The 19,312-nt window shown below is 43.3% G+C and carries 15 protein-coding genes; 7 read left to right on the top strand and 8 right to left on the bottom strand.

Annotated features, from left to right (window positions below):
• Positions 1–20 precede the first annotated feature (20 nt).
• The 8 genes from ACQKC9_RS10050 to gmk form a co-directional block, all read right to left on the bottom strand.
• Complete coding sequence (locus ACQKC9_RS10050; RefSeq protein ID WP_427621662.1) at positions 21–1,907, bottom strand: monovalent cation:proton antiporter-2 (CPA2) family protein; 1,887 nt, start codon at positions 1,905–1,907, stop codon at positions 21–23.
• A 91-nt stretch (positions 1,908–1,998) separates the two neighbouring features.
• Entirely contained in the window at positions 1,999–2,703 is a 705-nt protein-coding gene (locus ACQKC9_RS10045) for a hypothetical protein (protein ID WP_201579206.1), read from the bottom strand.
• Positions 2,704–3,010: 307 nt separating this feature from the next.
• Positions 3,011–4,192: a cation diffusion facilitator family transporter gene (locus ACQKC9_RS10040; RefSeq protein WP_427621661.1), complete on the bottom strand. Its 1,182-nt coding sequence runs from the start codon at positions 4,190–4,192 to the stop codon at positions 3,011–3,013.
• Between the two features lie 234 nt (positions 4,193–4,426).
• A complete protein-coding gene (locus tag ACQKC9_RS10035) occupies positions 4,427–6,715 on the bottom strand; it encodes a primosomal protein N' (protein WP_427621659.1) in 2,289 nt (762 codons plus the stop codon).
• Positions 6,716–6,862: 147 nt separating this feature from the next.
• Positions 6,863–7,243, bottom strand: a complete 381-nt coding sequence (locus ACQKC9_RS10030) for a RidA family protein (RefSeq protein ID WP_057761400.1) — start codon at positions 7,241–7,243, stop codon at positions 6,863–6,865.
• Positions 7,244–7,348: 105 nt separating this feature from the next.
• Entirely contained in the window at positions 7,349–9,547 is a 2,199-nt protein-coding gene (locus tag ACQKC9_RS10025; RefSeq protein ID WP_057761397.1) for a RelA/SpoT family protein, read from the bottom strand.
• 339 nt (positions 9,548–9,886) lie between these two features.
• Positions 9,887–10,147, bottom strand: coding sequence for a DNA-directed RNA polymerase subunit omega (gene rpoZ, locus ACQKC9_RS10020; protein ID WP_057761396.1), 261 nt, complete (start codon positions 10,145–10,147; stop codon positions 9,887–9,889).
• A gap of 164 nt (positions 10,148–10,311) precedes the next feature.
• Positions 10,312–10,938: a guanylate kinase gene (gene gmk / locus ACQKC9_RS10015; protein WP_290176363.1), complete on the bottom strand. Its 627-nt coding sequence runs from the start codon at positions 10,936–10,938 to the stop codon at positions 10,312–10,314.
• Positions 10,939–11,311: 373 nt separating this feature from the next.
• Between gmk and ispH the strand changes: the two genes are divergently transcribed.
• The 7 genes from ispH to ACQKC9_RS09980 all read left to right on the top strand — a co-directional run bounded on the left by ispH (position 11,312) and on the right by ACQKC9_RS09980 (position 19,219).
• Positions 11,312–12,268, top strand: coding sequence for a 4-hydroxy-3-methylbut-2-enyl diphosphate reductase (gene ispH / locus ACQKC9_RS10010; RefSeq protein WP_427621658.1), 957 nt, complete (start codon positions 11,312–11,314; stop codon positions 12,266–12,268).
• A 59-nt stretch (positions 12,269–12,327) separates the two neighbouring features.
• Complete coding sequence (locus tag ACQKC9_RS10005; protein ID WP_290176364.1) at positions 12,328–12,576, top strand: hypothetical protein; 249 nt, start codon at positions 12,328–12,330, stop codon at positions 12,574–12,576.
• Positions 12,577–12,630: 54 nt separating this feature from the next.
• A complete protein-coding gene (locus ACQKC9_RS10000; protein ID WP_427621657.1) occupies positions 12,631–13,446 on the top strand; it encodes a thioesterase family protein in 816 nt (271 codons plus the stop codon).
• A gap of 535 nt (positions 13,447–13,981) precedes the next feature.
• Positions 13,982–15,943 (top strand): molecular chaperone HtpG, encoded by a 1,962-nt coding sequence (gene htpG / locus ACQKC9_RS09995; RefSeq protein ID WP_427621656.1) that lies wholly within the window; start codon positions 13,982–13,984, stop codon positions 15,941–15,943.
• 320 nt (positions 15,944–16,263) lie between these two features.
• Positions 16,264–17,745 carry a C13 family peptidase gene (locus ACQKC9_RS09990; protein ID WP_427621655.1) on the top strand — a complete coding sequence of 494 codons (1,482 nt, stop codon included), beginning with the start codon at positions 16,264–16,266 and terminating at the stop codon, positions 17,743–17,745.
• A 72-nt stretch (positions 17,746–17,817) separates the two neighbouring features.
• A complete protein-coding gene (gene fghA, locus ACQKC9_RS09985) occupies positions 17,818–18,708 on the top strand; it encodes an S-formylglutathione hydrolase (protein WP_057761382.1) in 891 nt (296 codons plus the stop codon).
• A 241-nt stretch (positions 18,709–18,949) separates the two neighbouring features.
• Entirely contained in the window at positions 18,950–19,219 is a 270-nt protein-coding gene (locus ACQKC9_RS09980) for a TIGR03643 family protein (protein WP_427621820.1), read from the top strand.
• The last annotated feature ends 93 nt before the right edge of the window (positions 19,220–19,312 follow it).

Raw genomic sequence — 19,312 nt, 5'->3', positions numbered from 1 at the left:
GATGTTGCTAGTACTGAGAGCTAATGCTTAGAGTCCGTTGCAGTATCATCTTTTTCCTCAACTGGTGTTGCTTGGCTCTTTAACGCCTCATAAAAATCGGTTAAATCCATTTTTCGTGCTTTACCAATATCTTCATCAAACAAGCTTTCAAGCTCAGCCATTGCTGATTGTGCGGACTCAATCATGCTAGCTTCATCATCGTAGATAGCTTGTTGGCGTTCTATTAAATCATCATCATAGTCACGGAATGTTTTTACTGTTTCTCGCGCTTTTTCTGGAGAAATACCTAATAATTGTAATGATTCGCGTGACATGTCCAAAGACGATAAATAAGTCTCACGCCAAATGTGCCGCACGCCAACCTCACGCAAGCGATAATAGTGCTGACGATCGCGTGCTCTTGCCAATACAATTAGTTCAGGATAATTTTTACGAAGATACTGAGCGGTAGTGATAGAGCGTTCTAAGTCATCGATAGCGAGAATAAACACTCGCGCTTTTTGAATGCCTGCCGCTCGTAAAATCTCAGGGTTCTTTGGGTCGCCATAATATACTTGGTTACCGAACTTTCTTACAAAATCTACTCGGTTTGCAGAGCGTTCGATGGCGGTAAATTCGATATTATGCATGCGCAGTACACGACCAATAATCTGACCGACGCGGCCAAAGCCTGCAATAATGACCTGATGCTCATGATCAGGAATAGTATCGTATTCGCGACTCGGTTTACTCTTAGCAAATAATGGTTCACCCACTTTTTCTAACAACAAGAATGCCAGAGGCGTCAGTGCCATCGAGATAGTAACGACTAGGTTAAGAGTATTGGCAAGCTCAGGACGTAAGACGTTTTGAGCAGTAGCGACGCTGAATAGGACAAAGGCAAACTCACCACCTTGAGCTAGGGTCACGCCCAATCGGATACTGGTCGGCCAGCGATTGCCCGATACTTTTGCAATACCTGCAATCACTGCAAACTTGATGAACATCAATGCGAGCGCACAGCCAATAATAAAGATGGGCTCTGCCAAAATGAGTTTGACGTCGGTAAGCATACCGACCGACATAAAGAATAGACCTAATAGCAACCCTTTAAAAGGTTCGATACTGGCTTCTAGTTCGTGACGATACTCAGAATCAGCGAGCAACACACCTGTCAAAAATGCACCTAATGCCATTGATAGACCGATTTGACTCATCAAGATAGATACGCCCATCACGATAAATAGCGCGACCGCTGTCAGTAGTTCTGACGCACCACTGGAAGCCACAAATTTAAAGAAGGGTCGAACCACGTAACGGCTGGCGAAAATCAGACCGGCAAAGACAGCAAATACTTTACCAAAATAAATCAAGTCGTAGCTTTGCTCACGTACCCCTGATAAAAACGGAATGATTGCCAACAATGGAATGACCGCAATATCTTGGAATAGTAAGATAGTGAAGGCTTCTCGACCATGCGTGCTCGAAAGCTGCTGTTTTTCAGTCAGTATCTGTAGTACAAATGCGGTAGAGGATAGCGCTAAACCAAAACCAACTATAAAGGCAGTATCTAGTTGTAAGGAGAAAAACTGATGTAGGAGCCACATCAGTAGCGTACCAGTTAAACCGACCTGCAAACCGCCCAATACAAATATAGAGCGGCGCAATGCCCAGAGCCGCGAAGGCTGGAGCTCAAGCCCGATAATAAACAGCAGCATTACCACGCCAAACTCTGAAAAGTGCAATAGACTTTCAGCGTCGCCTGCCACATCCAAGCCACTTGGGCCTAATATAAGTCCAGTGATGAGGTAGCCTAAAACCGTTGCAATACCAAAGCGTTTACCGAGAGGGACAAAGAGCAATGCTGCTCCCAAAAATATAGTGGCTTGCAACATGAGATTTGGTGAGCCGGCGGCGGCAGCAAACATCTGGGCTCCTTAAAAATTTGAATAAAATACAAAATATAAAATGGACGTGACTAAAATCAGTATGGCTAAAACGATATCGCGCTAGTATCTATTATTTTTTGCGATAAATTTTCCACACACCATTGTCTGCAAGCGGATTATTATAAGCATCGTTGCGGCGTTTACGCGGTGTCTGGCGACTATCAACAATCTTAAAGTCAGGCAGAGCATGTACAATAAGACCGGTACGATAAAAGCGTACTCGCTCAGGCTCTAGCATCTCGCCCTTACTATCGCGACAAAAAACATAAGCACGCAGATCGATAAATTCACGGTGCGCTACCAGTCGCGCTTCCTCGTCGTTATCTAGCACCGCTGTCATGCGCTCGATTTCATCATCCGTATATTGACCACATTTATCGGTCAGAGCACCTACTGACCCAAAGCTTTTGGATTCTTTAGCACGTGTCTTAGTCAAATGTAGACGCTGAACGTGATAAATAAATTGTGGTATCTCAAGGCTGGCAGGGAGCGGTAGATAGTCAGGTGGCATGTTGGCCGCTGGATAAAAATCCTTTGCACGCTCAAGCAGATTTTGCCAACGTTGTTGATAGGTTTGGACTTCGGCTAAGTTGCCCTCGTAGATAGGCATATCGCGAATTTGACGCAAAATATCAGGTGGAAACTGTTCATTACGAAAGTTTGCAATGTCTTCTTGCAGCGTTGATAACAAAACTTTGGCGTGTTTTTTGCCATCTTTTGATGCAGGATCATCGATATAGTCTGGGGCGACAAAGGGTGCTGAGCGTCTAGACATAGTGTTGTATCATCAATAGATAGAGTGAAAATACCAAAAAGTATGATTATAAAAATTAACTGGGGTGCTAAACAAAACTTTATAATAGTTATTATAACCACATAAGCCGATTTGGACTTAAGTTTTTTGAATGGAATAAAGCAAAAGTTTGTCGCAAATCACGACTGTATTGATTTGGCCAAAATTCTAGTTCTAATTCCACGTAACCTTTAGTATGAGCCAGTATCAAATGCCTACACTTGTATTTGCTAAGTTATAATTCGACTTGCTGACCTCTTTATTCAATCATTGAGCTGAAAATGTATCGTCAATGGTTATGACCAATATGACTATCACCATCAGGTAGCTGTCCCGAAATATCACAGACCAATGCATCGCTATGTGAGATATTCTGCGGATGAGACGAGCTTTCGACCTGAATAGTAGCATGGTGAATACCAAGCTCTAGCAGTCTTTGCTCGAGACTGGCAATCAGAATATTTGACTCATGGATACTCATCTCACCATCGACCACCACGTGACAAGAGAGTGCATTGAGACCGCTAGTAATACTCCAAACATGTAGGTCATGTACTTTTTGTACTTGAGCGTCTTCGAGTAATTTTTGCTCTACATCGACTAGCGATATATTGGCAGGCGTTCCTTCCATCAATATATGCACAGAATCACGTACGACGCGGTAGCCACTGATTAAAATAAGCACGGCAACGATTACTGATGCCACTGCGTCTGCCCATACCCAACCAAAACCCATCATAAGTAATGCAGCGATAATCGCAGCTACTGACCCTAATAAGTCACTCAGTACGTGCAAATAGGCGCTTTGCATATTAAGGTTGACGGTTTCTGCATTATTCGGTTTCTGCTCTGCGACCTTGGCATCATCCGTACCATGATTATGGCTGTGTGATTCGCCACCTTGACTACCTCGGTGCATTAGCCAAGCGACCAGAATATTGATCAGCATACCGATAGTCGCCACGATAAGCATGCCTTGGGTCGCAATTTCTGGTGGTGAGTTAAAGCGTTTAATCGCTTCATAAAAAATCATCAAAGCAATTATGACAAGTGTCGCGCCATTTACCGTGGCAACTAATATCTCAAAGCGCTTGTAGCCGAAAGTTTTCTGATGGGTAGCTGCTTTTTCGCCAATTTTAAATGCGACCAAAGTGGCACCGAGCGCTATCGCATCGCTTAGCATATGCCCTGCATCAGATAACAAGGCTAAACTACCGGTAAGCCAGCCACCAATGGCTTCGATAAACATATAACCAGTAATGATAATAAAGCTGAACAACAACGTACGCTGATAGCCTTTGGTATCTCGTGCTGTGGTTGTTTGTTCTAGATGCTTATCATGATCGTGATGGCCTTGGTTTTCTTGAGTGTAGTTATTTTCTTCATCTTCGCGAACGTACTTAGGCACATTCGTATTATCATGCTGTTGGCTATGATGGTGCTCGTCAGAGTTTGGATTATTTGGATTCATAATAATACTCAGATTCGCTGATAGTTGCGTTCGATAGATGATGCTTACTGATAAGTGACGTTTACTAATAAGTGATGATTGCTGTGGGTAGAGTAGGCGTAGAGCCTTTGCCGCATACCATTTGATAGTTATAAATTTAACATAGCCAAGCATGAGAAGCTGTAACGACGAAGTAAACATGATGAGGAGATGAGTAGAAAGATATGCACCCATTTGTTGAGAGCTGCGTGAGAACTACCAACCGACAGGATCAATGTCCAAAGTAAGCTTAAGATATTTAGCGCTTGGTAGGGCGAGCACTGGCTGCCACCACTGTCCCAACACATGGTGCAATTGACGACGGTCTTTAGCCAGTAGCAAAAGCTGTGCATGGTAGCGGCTGTTCTTTTTACTCATGGGCGCATCAATAGGACCGAGAACAGCGAGGTTATGAGCATTCGGCAAATGCGCAATAGCATCCTTGAGTGCTTGAGTAGTAGCTGCCAATGTTTTGCCTTCGCAGCGTATCAATGCAGCATGTCGATGAGGAGGTAAGCCCATCATTTGACGTTCTTGCAGTAGCTCGCGTGCAAATGACAAGTAGCCGTCTTTGACCAGTTTTAATAGTAACTCGTTATCAGGTTGCAACGTTTGAATCAATACGCGGCCAGCTTTGTCACCTCGACCAGCACGGCCAGCCACCTGAATCATAAGCTGTGCAGTATGCTCTGGTGAGCGAAAGTCTGCTGATAGAAATCCGCGATCAGCATTGGGTAAGCAAACTAGCGTAACGTTGGGGAAGTGATGACCTTTGGCAACCATCTGTGTACCGACCAATATGGCTGGGTTGCCTTTATTGATTTGCTCGTAAATATTTTCCCAGCTGTCTTTGCGTCTTGTGGTATCACGGTCTATTTGAATAATTGGATAGAGCTCTTTGCTGGTTTGGGGGTTGGAAAAAATTGCATGTAGATTTTCGCTAAGCCTTGTCGTTCCCATACCTTTTGCATCTAGGTTTTGACTACCACAATCAGGGCATACGGTAGGGATATAGGCTTGCCAATCGCAATGATGGCATTTTAAGTAAGAGTTGCTTGAATAACTGTTTCGCTGGGATTGGCTATTATAGTGAACGGTCAGGTGCGCGTCACAGCGCGGACAATCAGCTTGCCAGCCACAAGCCTCGCACAATAGAACAGGCGCATAGCCCCGACGATTCAAAAATATTAATACCTGATCACCGGCTTCTAGCGTTTGCCGTATCGCCCCGATCATGGCATCCGTCAGACCTGTATCATAGCGCGCACCGTCATCTTGTGCTTGTTGATGAGTACTTTGCAAGCGAGCATCGATCAGCTGCATGGTTGCAGGTTTGGCATTACCCGGACGAGTAAGCAATTGGTATTCTGATAGTTTGCCATCATCGACCAGTTTTAAATGCTCAAGAGAAGGTGTGGCAGTACCAAGTATCACTGGGATTTTGTATTGCAAACCTCGATAGAGAGCGACATCAGCGGCATGATAACGTAACGTGTCTTGTTGCTTGTACGAGCCATCATGCGCCTCATCAACGACAATCAAGCCTAAGTCTGCAAAGGGGTATAGCACAGCCGAACGTGTACCAATCACAATTTGTGCATGCCCCGTGCGGCAGTCTTGCCAACCTTGCAAGCGATGAGTGTTGGTCATACCAGAGTGTAATAGCACAATATGGGCGGCAAACCGACTGGCAAATCTTGCCCGCGTTTGCGGTGTGAGGCCAATCTCTGGTACCAAAATAAGAACCTGTTTACCAGCCTCTAGTACAGCTTGCATCGCTTGCAGATAGACTTCGGTTTTACCACTACCAGTAATACCGTTGAGCAAAAAACCAGTATAAGTATCGGATTCGTGTGCAGCAATGATAGCGTCGACAGCAAGTTTCTGCTCATCATTTAGATCAAGTGGCATTTTTGCCAGTTTGACTGGAGTAGGTGCTTGTTTTGGCTGAATATAGCGCTCGACTAACCCTTTATCTTCTAGCGTCTTTAAAAAGGCTCGTTGCATACCTTCTAGTAGCAATACATCTTCACTTGCGCCATGCTGACCATGTAGCTTTAGCATATCGAACTGCTGCTTTTGTTTCTTGGCATTGGCTCGAAAATCATCATCAGTAATATGAGGTAAAATGCGCCAATGGGTAATCAGCAAGTCTAATGGTTTGCCTTGACGGACAAGGCTTGGCAGGATAACTGCTAACACGTCGCCAAGCGGATAGTGGTAATAGCGGGCTAACCAATAGGCAAGCTTGAGCATGTCCGAGTCCAAAATAGGCTCAGCATCTAGACATTTATTAATGGGTTTAATTTTATTAACAGGTACGCTGCTATCGTCTTGTGAAATATGAGCAATTACAATACCAATCAGAGTCTGACGACCAAACGAAACCTCAACACGGCTGCCGATTTGCGGTATCGCACTGTTTGGCAAAGCAAGCATATCAGCTGGTAGGCTATAGTCAAACACCCGATAAAGGGGAATGGGCAGAGCAACTTGTACCAACATAAACGGCTTCGCAGTCTTATTAGGTGAATATGAGATCAGAATAATAGAATGGAGACCAATAAGCTTAGCATGATGCTAAGCTTATGGTGATATGACTTATAGGCTGTTGCTAAAATTAGCACTTAATACTAAGCATTCAATATTGTCTTATTCGATATAAAGAATAGACTCAATTTCTACCACACCACCTTTAGGTAGAGCAGCTACTTGGACGGCAGCACGGGCAGGATATGGCTCGCTTAGATTGGCGACAAACACTTCGTTCAAGACAGCAAAATCACTCAAGTCAGTCAAAGATACATTGAATTTGACTACGTCATTTAGACTACCACCAGCGGCTTCACAGATAGCTTTGATGTTTTCAAATACTTGCTCAGCCTGTGCTTTAAAACCTTCTCTTAGCTCCATCGTGTCAGGATCGAAACCAAGCTGACCTGAGATATAGACAGTATTGCCGACTTTTACAGCTTGTGAATAAGTGCCGACCGCTGCAGGTGCTTTATCAGTTTGGATGGTTTGACGAGTCATGGGGTGTCCCTTTTATATTTTATGTGAGTGATTCATTGCTACTAGAATAGCAGTTCTATTTTAGCTATTTGCATCACGACTATAGCAGTGATGCAAATGTGCTTATTATAATTGATATAACCGTATAATGTTAGGGAAACCTAGCAGCGAGCGTAGTTCACGGATACCCTGTGCTAAGTGGTTGCGACTACGTACCACGATATGAATGATTGTGTCAGTATTGCGAACATCAACGGTTTCCACACCCATGTTGAGCTGGCGTAAGTGATAGATAACTTCACTGATTTGCTCGTCACTAAGCGCAATAGAGAGCTTTAAATAAGCAGGAAAACGAATCTTGCCACTGTTTTTTAAGTCATGCTCGCCGATGTCGCCTTGTTTGACTGCATTGTCATTGCGCCAACGTAATTGGATGACCTGATAAGGATTGTCCTTACGGATATCATCCAGTGAGAAGCATTTATGACGATGAACGACCAAACCATGACGCGATAAATGCCCTACGATAGGGTCGCCATATATTGGATGACAACAATTGGCAAAATCAAGCTCGACGCCAGCAGCATTTGCAATCAGCTGTTGCGGTTGAGTCATGTCATCGCTATGTACTTTTGCCTGTAGGTCGCTTAGCTCGTCGCTAAACAAACGTGTCACTACTAGCTGAGGAAGTAGCGTACCTGAGCTTATTTGTTCAAATAACGCATCTTTTTCTGTCAGACCGCGCCATTCAGTCAGGTCTTTCCAATCAGCGTCTGTTAAGTCATCAAAACTTTTCTGATGCGTTCGGAGTGCACGATCTAATGCTTGTCTGCCATGGTGTTGTTTGTCAGCGACAGACAAATCTTTGAACCAACGTAAAATCTCTTCACGGGCTTTGTTAGTCACTACAAACCCTAACCACTCAGCTTTTGGTTCTGAGTGGCTATTCACTTCTATCTCAACGGACTGTCCGTTTTTTACTACGGTGCCGAGCTTTGCAGCTTTACCATCTATATTTGCACCAACGGCAACGTTACCAATCATAGGCCCGACTGCGTAGGCAAAATCTAGCGCGGTTGCACCTTGCGGAAGCTCGTAAGCACGCCCTTGAGGACTGTAGCAAATGATCTTACTAGAGTGCAGATAATCCATCAGCTCATTGATGGTAGAGACTGCTGCTGAAAAATCAGGACTGTTTTCATTCAGATTGTCTTCATCAACCAAATCTTTCATGTTGCGTAATGATGCTTGGATAACCGACTGACTAACATCAGACGCGTGCTCTGCCCCGATGACACCAAGTCTTGCAGCGCTCTGCATTTGCTTGGTCAATATAGTGACTTTTACCACATCATTGTCACGCTCATAGATGAGGGTGAGGGACTGGTTACCGCCTGGTAGCGGACGACGAATATTATCCGCAATATGGGTATCATCAATCTGATATTTTTTGATTAAGTAATAGGCCAGTTTGTCGCATGCTTCGATATTGTCGAGGACGATCTCAAATGCATAGTGACGCAGTAGCGCATTAATCTCACCGCGATTGCGGAAAAACTGACGATATATGACCACGCGATTGTCTAAGACTTTGACCAGACCATTGAGATCCAAGTTATTTAGTACGATACTCAAATAACGATGAATGGACTCTCTTTGAAAGTTTCGTCCAAGCCCATGCTGTAGCAGTTTATCAGACAGCTTATTGTACATATCAGAGTCTAAATTGCGATAACACAATACTTCGATATAGTCAGCAATATCATTCAGACCCATTAATCGGGCAAATGGCACATAAAAATCCAAGGTTTCTTGAGCTGTAGTACGCTGTTTTTCAGGGCGTACCGCGTCAAGCGTAGACATATTATGTAGACGGTCAGCAAGCTTGATAATGAGTACACGCGGGTCAGCGAGGGTAGCGGTTAGAATTTTATGAAAGGTGGCCGCTTTATTTTGCTGCTTGTTATGTGAAGATGACTTTAGCTTGGTCACACCATCGACCAGTCTTGATACAATTTCACCATAACGCTGCTTGATTTGCTCATCACTGACCTCGGTGTCTTCGACCGTATCATGCAGGATTGCTGCAATGATGGTATCTCGATCTAAGCGAAAGCCCGCTAGTATCTCAGCGACAGCGATTGGATGCGTGATATAAGGTTCCCCTGATTTGCGTTTGTCTTTAATGTGCGCAATATCTCCGAACTCACAAGCATCAACAATATCACGGCGCTCAGCAGCAGTGAGATAACCTACCGAACGTAGTAAATTATATTGAGCATCATCGACGAGGTGATGACTGAGTTTGGGTAGGGTTTGACTCATAAAATGATGATCCTATTTTCCATGACCTACTTGTTGGGCCACTTACCGAAGCAAATGGAGGCTAAATAATGACCTACCATACAAAACTTAAGGATGAGTACGCCATTCTCTAATTAATCGCAAATCGCTTTCAATGTCAACTGATAAGCGTGTGGGCGATGAAAAAATTTCACTCAGTGGTCTATTTTGGGGATAAATGGTAACCAAAATAGCCAATACATTATTATTACAACCAAAAAACCACAGCCTATGCTGTGGTCTCTATAGTTGATCAAGATGTGTATTTATTTTATAAAAACACGATTGGCTCTATAAAATACATCTTATCAAAACAGCCTATTAGAAGCTGTGGTCGCCTGACAATGCTAAATCTAATGAGCTAGTAGCAAAATTATGCTCTGGCTGATTTAGAATGTCGCGTGTGATTTTGCCAGCGGCAATTTCACGTAATGCCAATACTGTAGGCTTGTCGTTATCAACGTCAACCAACGGCTCGGCAATACCTTTGGCCAATTGACGGGCGCGTTTGCTTGCGACCAAAATTAGCTCAAAGCGATTATCAACATTATCCAAACAATCTTCAATCGTCACTCGTGCCATAAATAGCTACCTCGGTTGTTTTTATTAGTAACGGACCTTGCCCGCCACTCAATAAAAATAATATCAAAAATATAAAGGGGGATAGCTAAATATTATAGCATTTTTTGCCAAGTCGCGTAGTTGCTTTTTATAGCTACTTACGAGATTAGCGACTTGTGCGTAGTTTACTCTTCTACTTGAGTGTTTAGCAAGTTGCTAATCGTGCGATGATAGCGCTGCTGCTGACGACTAAGTGTCTGCCTGTCGGCCACGATAATGGCTTTTAGCTCAGCTAAGGCTACATCAAAATTATCATTGATCACTACATAGTCAGCATTCACATATTGTGCCATTTCGGTGACCGCGCCAGCTAGACGGCGCTCTATAACTTCTACAGAATCCTGCGCGCGGGTTGAGAGACGTTGACGTAATGTCGCAATGCTAGGTGGTAGAATAAAAACCATAATGGCATCGGGAAAGATATTTCTAATTTGCGTTGCGCCTTGCCAGTCAATCTCCAAAATAACGTCAATACCCGCCGCTAGCTGGGTACGTACACTTTCTTCTGATGTGCCATAATAGTTACCAAATACTTCAGCATGCTCTAGAAATAGACCTGCATTGATACCATTGGTAAAACTATCGGTATCTGTGAAATGATAGTGCTGACCATCAATCTCGCCCGGGCGTGGTGCGCGAGTCGTATGTGAGACGCTGACAGTCAAGTCGTTGGTGGTCGCAAGCAACTGCTTGACCAGTGAGGTCTTGCCAGTACCTGAAGCGGCAGTAACAATGAATAATGAACCTGTCATACAATTTATCCTAATAGAAGGTGTCTTGGTAACTCGTAAAATTTATCGTAATAAATGCGTGTTGATAAAAAGTTAAGCAGTGCCTCAGTCAAAAACAAAGACTGGAAAAAATAACAAACGCCATCATGTATGGCGATAGAAATTATAATAGATGCATTATTATAAACTGCTTTTATACAAGTTAAAGCTGGTTTTGCAATATGTCGTAAGTATGCTGAGGTTTGCCTACAAAATATTGCTATGAGTAGACAGCTATTTTAGAGAGCGATAAAAGCAAATTATGCTAAAGTAGAGCATTGATTTCGCCCCAACTTTTGAATAAAAAATTCAAAAATACGTTTTAACTATAAATTATCCAATGATAGGCCTTTTTATGCAAATTTATCTTGCCAATCCCCGTGGATTTTGTGCTGGTGTGGACCGTGCAATTGCGATTGTTAATGAAGCATTGACGCGTTTTGAGCCGCCCATTTATGTCCGTCATGAAGTTGTGCATAATAAGTTTGTGGTGTCAGACTTGGCCAATCGTGGTGCGGTATTCGTTGAAGAGCTTCACGAAGTGCCAGACGGCTCCATCGTTATTTTCTCTGCTCATGGGGTCTCCAAAGCGGTTGAAGATGAGGCTGAGCGCCGAGATTTGACAGTGTTTGATGCAACATGTCCGTTAGTGACTAAAGTACATATCGAAGTGGCAAAATTTGCGCAAGATGGAATGGATGCAGTGTTAATAGGACATGCAGGACATCCGGAAGTCGAAGGCACTATGGGACGCTTTAATCGTCGCCATGGTGGACAGATTCATTTGGTCGAAGATGAAGGTGATGTGGCTGCATTAACTGTACAAGACGCCGAACGCTTGGCATTTGTGACTCAGACAACTTTGTCGATGGATGATACTGCGCGCGTCATCGATGCGCTGCGTGAAAAATTTCCTAGTATCCAAGGCCCTCGCAAAGACGACATTTGCTATGCTACTCAAAACCGCCAAGATGCGGTAAAAGATTTGGCCAGTCGCTGTGAAGTGGTTTTGGTAGTCGGTTCACCAAACTCATCAAACTCTAATCGCTTGCGTGAGCTGGCTGAGCGTATGAATTGCCGAGCGTATTTAATCGATAATGCCAGTGAGATGGACAAGGGTTGGTTAGATGGTGTGCAGAGTATAGGCGTGACCGCTGGTGCATCCGCGCCCGAAGTGTTGATCCAAGAAGTATTGCAACAGCTGCAAGACTGGGGTGGCGATCTACCTAGTGAACTATCTGGTATTGAAGAAAATGTGACGTTTAGTCTGCCGAAAGCATTGCGGATACCTGTTACTCAGGTTGGTAAGTAACTAATATTCGTGTTTGTATTTATATTTGTATGAACCATCATTGATATGGATAAGGTCGCATGAAAGAACCAAAAGCCAGATTTGTATTGGCAGAGGCCACGCTCGCTGAAGTCAACAAGCAACTAAAGCTCAATATGATAGTGATGGCAGCAGTAGTTTTTGTATTGTTTATGAATATCATGAAGTTTATGGCAGAAAAAAGCTTTTTCTATGCGATGCTCGCAGTAGTCATGATCTGTTTACTATTTTTCTTACAAAAAGCTCGCCGTATTCTCACGCTAAGAAAACAAGAGCTTATCCATAAATAGAAAGTACAAGCCTAAATAAAAAATACAGATGAAAGTGCCAAATATAGGATAGCTATGACTGCTTATTACAAATTTATCAAACGAGAACTACAAGAAGACGGTGTTAGTGTGGCGCATTATCAGCCAACCAAGCATGCTCAAGGTGCTTGGAATGAGCATGAGCAGCACATGGCACCAGCAACAGGCCTATTAACAGCCGAGATTAATAGCTTTGCGCCACAACCTAATACCCGTATCGCACGTATGAGCCTCGATATCTTGGGGTTAATACCGCTTGACGATTTTACTATTACTACGCGCTGTATCCGACCGGGCAAGACTATTGAGCTGGTCGAAGCGGTCATGAGTAGCCGTGGCCGCGATGCTATCATTGCAAGAGCATGGCGACTGATTACTCAAGATACCAGTGAGATTGCTGGACTTGAAGATCAACCAGCAGAATACAAACCTGAAGAGTTGCCAGTTTGGGAAGGCATGAAAGGCTGGCCGGGCGGCTTTATCGAAAGCGTACGTCTAGTAGCGACAGAAGACCGTCGATCTGGTCACGGTATGGTATGGATTACCAATGATCTAGACATGGTAGAAGGCGAGCCGACTGATGACTTGGTGCATCTATTAGGTATGGTCGATACTGCCAATGGTGTTGTACCAAGATTGGGTCTTGGTTTATCTAAGTTAGAATGGATGTTTCCCAATACTGATTTGCAAATCCATATGCATCGCTCGCCAGAAGGTCGTTGGCTCGGTATCGAGGCTGTACAACAATATGGCGATGATGGTATCGGATTGACCAGTGCGGTACTGCACGATGTACATGGGCCTTTTGGTCGTAGTGAGCAAATCCTTACTATTCGTCCGATGCCACGTTAAAAGGCTAAGAGTCAGTCAGCTTATAGTTTTGTAAAATAAAATAATACGTTGTAATCAATTAATTATACAAATAATAGAGAAATGGTTTTAATAGTAGCTAACAAGACAATATTACTAAAAAGATAATATTACTAACAAGCCGATGTTAATCGACATAGAGGTTACTATGAAAACCCATACTCAATTTTCAAAAAAGCTGACGACTCTCTGGGATATATTGATAGAAGCATATTCAGAATAGTTGCTGTTGTTTGCGCGTTGATTGTTATATCAGAAAACAACTGAGCAATTAAATGACGAAGCAAGTAAATAACCGAGTAAGTAAATAACTGATACCAGAACACCGCCTTGATAAACCAGCGCGGTGTTTTTTATGGAATAAAGATTTTGAGCTTGAATTTTTTCTCAATGCCCCTATTAGTATAGACAGTTTAACGGTATTACATACGGCAAGTTCTCTAACATTATGAGAGCGGCTTTAGTGAGTGTATCGTTATCTGATAATAGGTCTTTCATAGAATTTAAAGGAGTTTTTATGAGTGAAGCAACTCAAGCTGAAGGTCTGAATCCAGAATTAAAAAAACATACGTTTGAAGCGGAAGTGGCGCAGTTACTGCATTTGGTAACGCATTCACTATATTCTAACGCTGATATTTTTGTCCGCGAGTTGGTATCTAATGCGTCAGATGCTTGTGATAAGTTGCGCTTTGAAGGCACAAATGATGATAGCCTTTATGAAGATGATGGCGAATTAAAAATCCGCATCGCCGTCGATGAAGCAGCCAAAACTATTACCTTTACCGACAATGGTATTGGTATGAACGAAGCCGATGCAATCGAAAACTTAGGTACGATTGCTAAATCAGGCACCAAGGCGTTTTTAGACAAACTGTCTGAATCACAGAAACAAGACGGTCAATTGATTGGTCAGTTCGGTGTTGGTTTTTACTCAGGTTTTATTGTGGCTGATACCATCAGTGTTGAATCACGTAAAGCGGGCGAGCCTGCGGATAAAGGCGTGTGCTGGGTATCAGATGGTACCGGTAGCTTTACTGTTGAACCTATTACCAAAGACACGCGCGGTACGGCGATTACTTTGCATCTAAAAGAAGAATATAGCGAAGGCGAAGATAACTACTTGGATCGTAGCAAAATCAAGCGCTTGGTTAATAAATACTCTGACCATATCAGTTTGCCGATTCAGATGCGTAAAGAGATCTGGCAAGAAGATGTAAAAGAAGACGAGAACGACGACACGCCTGCTGGTGGCCAGATGGTACTCACTGATGAGTGGGAAACAATCAACAAAGCCAGTGCACTATGGACGCGCTCAAGCTCTGAAATTGAAGACGATGAGTATGTCGATTTTTATAAGAATATCTCTTATGACATGGATGCGCCGCTTACTTGGACGCATAACCGTGTAGAGGGTCGCGTACAGTATACACAGCTACTATATATTCCTAAAAAAGCGCCAGTTGATCTATACACTCGTGAGCAGCAGCATGGTCTAAAGCTTTATGTAAAGCGCGTCTTTATCATGGACGAAGCTGAGCAATTGCTACCGATGTATTTGCGTTTTGTGAAAGGTGTGATCGATTCAGCAGACTTACCATTGAACGTGAGCCGTGAGCTACTACAAGAGTCACGTGATGTAAAATCTATTCGTGATGGTAACGCTCGCCGTATTTTGACCTTACTCGCAAGCCTTGCGAATAGCGAAGACAGTGACAAGCAAGAGAAATTTGCCCAATTCTATGCAGAGTTTGGTGATGTCATCAAAGAAGGTCTAGGCGAAGACGCAGGCAATCAAGAACGTATTGCTAAGCTATTACGTTATGCAACTAGCACCCAAGACGGTCTGGTAACAAGCTTCGAAGATTATAAAGGTCGTATGAAAGATGGCCAAAAAGCCATCTACTACCTCACCGCTGATAACCTAGCCGCTGCGAAAAACAGCCCGCAACTTGAGTTATTTAAGAAAAAAGGCATCGAAGTTATCTTGATGACTAGCCGTGTTGATGAATGGGCAATGAACTTCTTGACCTCATTCGATGAGACACCGCTGCAAAACATCGCCAAAGGCGCCGTAGATTTAGGCGACTTGCAAGATGAAGCAGAAAAAGCGGAAGCAGAGAAAGCACAAGAAACGCTAAAGCCAGTAGTTGATAAACTAAAAGCTGCGTTGGGCGAGCGTGCTAAAGACGTCAAAGTGTCTACTCGTTTAGTCGATAGTCCAGCTTGTTTGGTTGTAGGTGAAGGTGAGTTATCACCACAAATGATTCAGATGCTACAACAAATGGGTCAGGACGTACCAGCAAGTAAGCCAACGCTAGAAGTAAATCCTGATCATCCACTCATTAAGAAGCTTGAGAGCAGTGAGCAATTCGATGATCTGGCGCAAGTCATTTTTGATCAAGCGTTATTGGCAGATGGTGGTCAGCTAGACGATCCAGCCGCTTACCTAAAACGCGTCAATGAGCTATTGATGAGATAATGTTTAGTAATGAGTAAAAAAAGGAGGCTTTATATAAGAGGCCTCCTTTTTTATTTGAATTTTTGGCCGAATTTGAGTGAATTTTACAAATCAGCCTTATCCTCTTAACCGACAATCCGTTACAATCGCGATAGATTAGCGAGCTAAAATATTAGGCAGTGCTAGTCATCTTCTATAATCACTCCATCGTGAATTCAATATAAATCGATGTCTGCATGCTGTACAAAAAATCGTCAACTGATTGCACCGCGCGGCTGTTACATTAAGATAATTATCATTGAGTCATTTTATTTTTCTCGACTGGCTAGAGGTCTAAGTCTTTGTCACTTACGTCGTTAAAAACCGTCTCGCTTCAGCGTTTTTCGCTCAATTTCGCTGCCAATATTATTGCAACCTTGTGGATGCTAGTGGGCTCAACACGGGCTTTTTCTTGGGTTAAACCTACTTTTGTACAGTTTGCCGTATTTGCACTATTGGCGCTTGGTAGTAATGTCTTATTTTCATGGTTAGCTGCTGAAAGTGGCAGCATATTTAATGAGCAAGGATTGGTCAGTTATTTGATCTGGCCGATGATTATTTTGCTTGGTGGTATTATTTTGGCTCGGCGAGCGAGCAATCAAGCATTGGTATTTGTACCAGTAGTATTATGGTTGGTTGCTGATACATTATCAGCCCTATTGCAGAGCTTGGTGCAGTTTTTTGGTAGCTATGGTTGGTTGCCAAATTGGAGTTATTCGTTCTTACCAGTATTGTTTTTAGTATTGTTCTTATGGCAAACGCTAGCTTTATTGTGGATTTTCTCCCGCCGTCTGCGTATACCATGGTGGGAGCGAATCATTGTATTGATTGGCGCGGTGGCGTTGCTGACCATCTGGCAGCGTAATGTCGCTGATCAGCCAATCTTTAAGCAAATACCCGTAGAGCCTGTATTAGAAGAGGCGGCACTATATCAGCAGCCACGCCTATTACAGCAAGCATTGGATAGTATAGACCCGAGTATCGATGGCAAAACTGACTGGTACTTTATGGGAGTTGCAGGGTTTTCTGATCAAAACGTCTTTCGCTCTGAGATTAATAAAGTGCGCGAGTTGTTTGATGTACGCTTCGGTACTAGCGGGCATTCACTATCGCTGATTAATAACACTTATAGCTGGCTAGATGAACCAATCGCTACTAAGACCAGCATTTTGCGCGGCCTAAAGAAAATCGGTCAGCAGATGAATGCTGATGAAGATGTGTTGTTCCTGACGTTGTCTTCACATGGTAATCAGGATATCGTCCAGTTGGCAAATCCGCCGCTTGCGATGGATAATTTAGATGCCACCTGGTTGCGTGAGGCGCTAGACGCATCTGGTATCCGCTGGCGTGTGATCGTGGTGTCTGCCTGCTACTCAGGTTCGTTTATTGACGAATTGGCATCGCCAACCACGGTAGTGATTACTGCATCAGCTGCTGACAAAGCATCGTTTGGCTGCACCAACACAGCTGAGATGACCTATTTTGGCCAAGCGTTTTTTGCTGAAAGCCTACGAGGGAATACCAGTTTTGAGTCGGCTTTTAAGGATGCCAGTATACGGGTCAATGAGCGTGAGAGCGCAATGGGCTTTGAGCCATCAGAGCCGCAAATGGTCATTGGTAGCTTAATGGAGACGGCATTGCCTGCGTTTGAGCAAGTATTGTTTGATAAGGCGCGCCCATCAGTTGCTAGTATTACAAATAATGCAGCTTCTACAACGGTTAATATTTTACCTGACAGCGCTACTAATCTGTCGGTAGACGAAGTAGAGATAGCCACTGAATAAATACAAAATATGATTTAGCATTTATTAAAAAATATCGTCATTGGTTCTATTTTGAATAAAAGGATATCACTCATGCAAAATTCCTATAGTCATAGTTTATCTACCAATAAACAGCTTACTCAAAAAAGCGTGAATCGCTGTTTTAATGGTGAGCAGCATTATTATAGTCACGAGTCGACATCTACCAAAACCTCTATGACGTTTAGTATTTATCTACCTGATGAAGCCTTGGCTGGACGACGTTGTCCTGCGATATTGTACCTATCAGGTTTGACGTGTAATGCTGATAATGTCACCCATAAGGCGCATTTTCAGCAAAAATGTAGCGAGCTTGGTATGATACTTATCGCACCTGATACTTCGCCTAGAAGTAGTGAAGACAGCGATGTACCAAATGACGATCGCTATTTTGTCGGTCAAGGTGCAAGCTATTATGTTGACGCGACCCAAGCGCCGTGGTCAGACAACTTCAACATGCAAAGCTACATCGTCGATGAGCTATATGACCTATTGCGTTCAGAGTTCCCTATTCACAGCATCGGTGTCACAGGACACTCAATGGGTGGTCATGGCGCGTTATTGCTAGGGTTCAAGTTCCCAAGTAAGTTTGTCAGCGTATCGGCTTTATCGCCAGTATGTGCGGCAAGTGAGTCTGCATGGGGGCAAGCTGCCTACACAGAGTATTTCGGTGATGATAAGTCTCTATGGGCGCAAGCCGATGCCTCACAAATGATTGAAAAGGTTGGCCAGCAGTATTCGAGCATTTTGGTTGATCAAGGTGCAGCTGATAACTTCTTAGCAGAAGGTCAGCTACAGACCTCTAAACTACAAGACGCTTGTGCAAAAGCCAAACAGCCCTTAACATTACGCTATCAAGCGGGGCATGACCACAGCTATTATTTTATCCAAACGGTAATTAATGATCATATCGAACATCATTGGCATATGGCTCAAATGAGCTAAGATGTCCTGCAGATGACCGTGATACATTTTTCGATATTCCATTCATGCTCAACAGGTGATTTTTATGGCAAGTTATCAAGATTTGACCGCTTCTAATCCAAAGAATAAGTCAGCAGATACGAGCTCTACAAAAGCGACTATGCAAGCTGATATGGATGCTGCTCTACAAAACAAACAACGTAACATTGATTATAATGATGAAGTGTCTCAAGTTAAGTCAGACGAGTTGATTGCAAAAACCATCAACGATGCTGGCGATAGAGTACTTGATGATGTGCAAATATCTCGTGTGATAGAGATGGCGTGGGAAGATAGAACACCATTTGGTGCCATAGAGCATAGCTACGGTCTCGATGAGACTGGAGTTATCAAACTCATGCGCCAAGAGTTAAAGCCGTCATCTTTTCGCTTATGGCGTCAGAGAGTAAGCAATCGCGCCACCAAACATGAGGCAAAGCGCTCTTTCGAAGTTGGCCGTGCTTATTGCAAAACCCAATATAAGCAGCGCTAAACCATTAAGTATTTAACATCAGTGTATAACAGGCTTGCAGCATATATGAGCCGCTTGGAATTTTCTTTTTAATTTATCAATATCTTATATAAA

The organism is Psychrobacter sp. NPDC078409 (assembly GCF_050268505.1).
In the GTDB taxonomy this organism is placed as follows: Bacteria; Pseudomonadota; Gammaproteobacteria; order Pseudomonadales; family Moraxellaceae; genus Psychrobacter.
The sequence above is the reverse complement of the archived record's forward strand: the minus strand, read 5'-3'. Positions and strand labels throughout refer to the sequence as shown.

Bases quoted from the DNA above. Each gene is read 5' to 3' on its own strand.
- fghA (WP_057761382.1), top strand. From the start codon at position 17,818: ATGCAAAATTCCTATAGTCATAGTTTATCTACCAATAAACAGCTTACT.
- ACQKC9_RS10050 (WP_427621662.1), bottom strand. From the start codon at position 1,907: ATGTTTGCTGCCGCCGCCGGCTCACCAAATCTCATGTTGCAAGCCACT.
- htpG (WP_427621656.1), top strand. From the start codon at position 13,982: ATGAGTGAAGCAACTCAAGCTGAAGGTCTGAATCCAGAATTAAAAAAA.
- ispH (WP_427621658.1), top strand. From the start codon at position 11,312: ATGCAAATTTATCTTGCCAATCCCCGTGGATTTTGTGCTGGTGTGGAC.
- ACQKC9_RS10045 (WP_201579206.1), bottom strand. From the start codon at position 2,703: ATGTCTAGACGCTCAGCACCCTTTGTCGCCCCAGACTATATCGATGAT.
- rpoZ (WP_057761396.1), bottom strand. From the start codon at position 10,147: ATGGCACGAGTGACGATTGAAGATTGTTTGGATAATGTTGATAATCGC.
- ACQKC9_RS10030 (WP_057761400.1), bottom strand. From the start codon at position 7,243: ATGACTCGTCAAACCATCCAAACTGATAAAGCACCTGCAGCGGTCGGC.
- ACQKC9_RS10000 (WP_427621657.1), top strand. From the start codon at position 12,631: ATGACTGCTTATTACAAATTTATCAAACGAGAACTACAAGAAGACGGT.
- ACQKC9_RS10025 (WP_057761397.1), bottom strand. From the start codon at position 9,547: ATGAGTCAAACCCTACCCAAACTCAGTCATCACCTCGTCGATGATGCT.
- gmk (WP_290176363.1), bottom strand. From the start codon at position 10,938: ATGACAGGTTCATTATTCATTGTTACTGCCGCTTCAGGTACTGGCAAG.
- ACQKC9_RS10005 (WP_290176364.1), top strand. From the start codon at position 12,328: ATGAAAGAACCAAAAGCCAGATTTGTATTGGCAGAGGCCACGCTCGCT.
- ACQKC9_RS10040 (WP_427621661.1), bottom strand. From the start codon at position 4,192: ATGAATCCAAATAATCCAAACTCTGACGAGCACCATCATAGCCAACAG.
- ACQKC9_RS10035 (WP_427621659.1), bottom strand. From the start codon at position 6,715: ATGTTGGTACAAGTTGCTCTGCCCATTCCCCTTTATCGGGTGTTTGAC.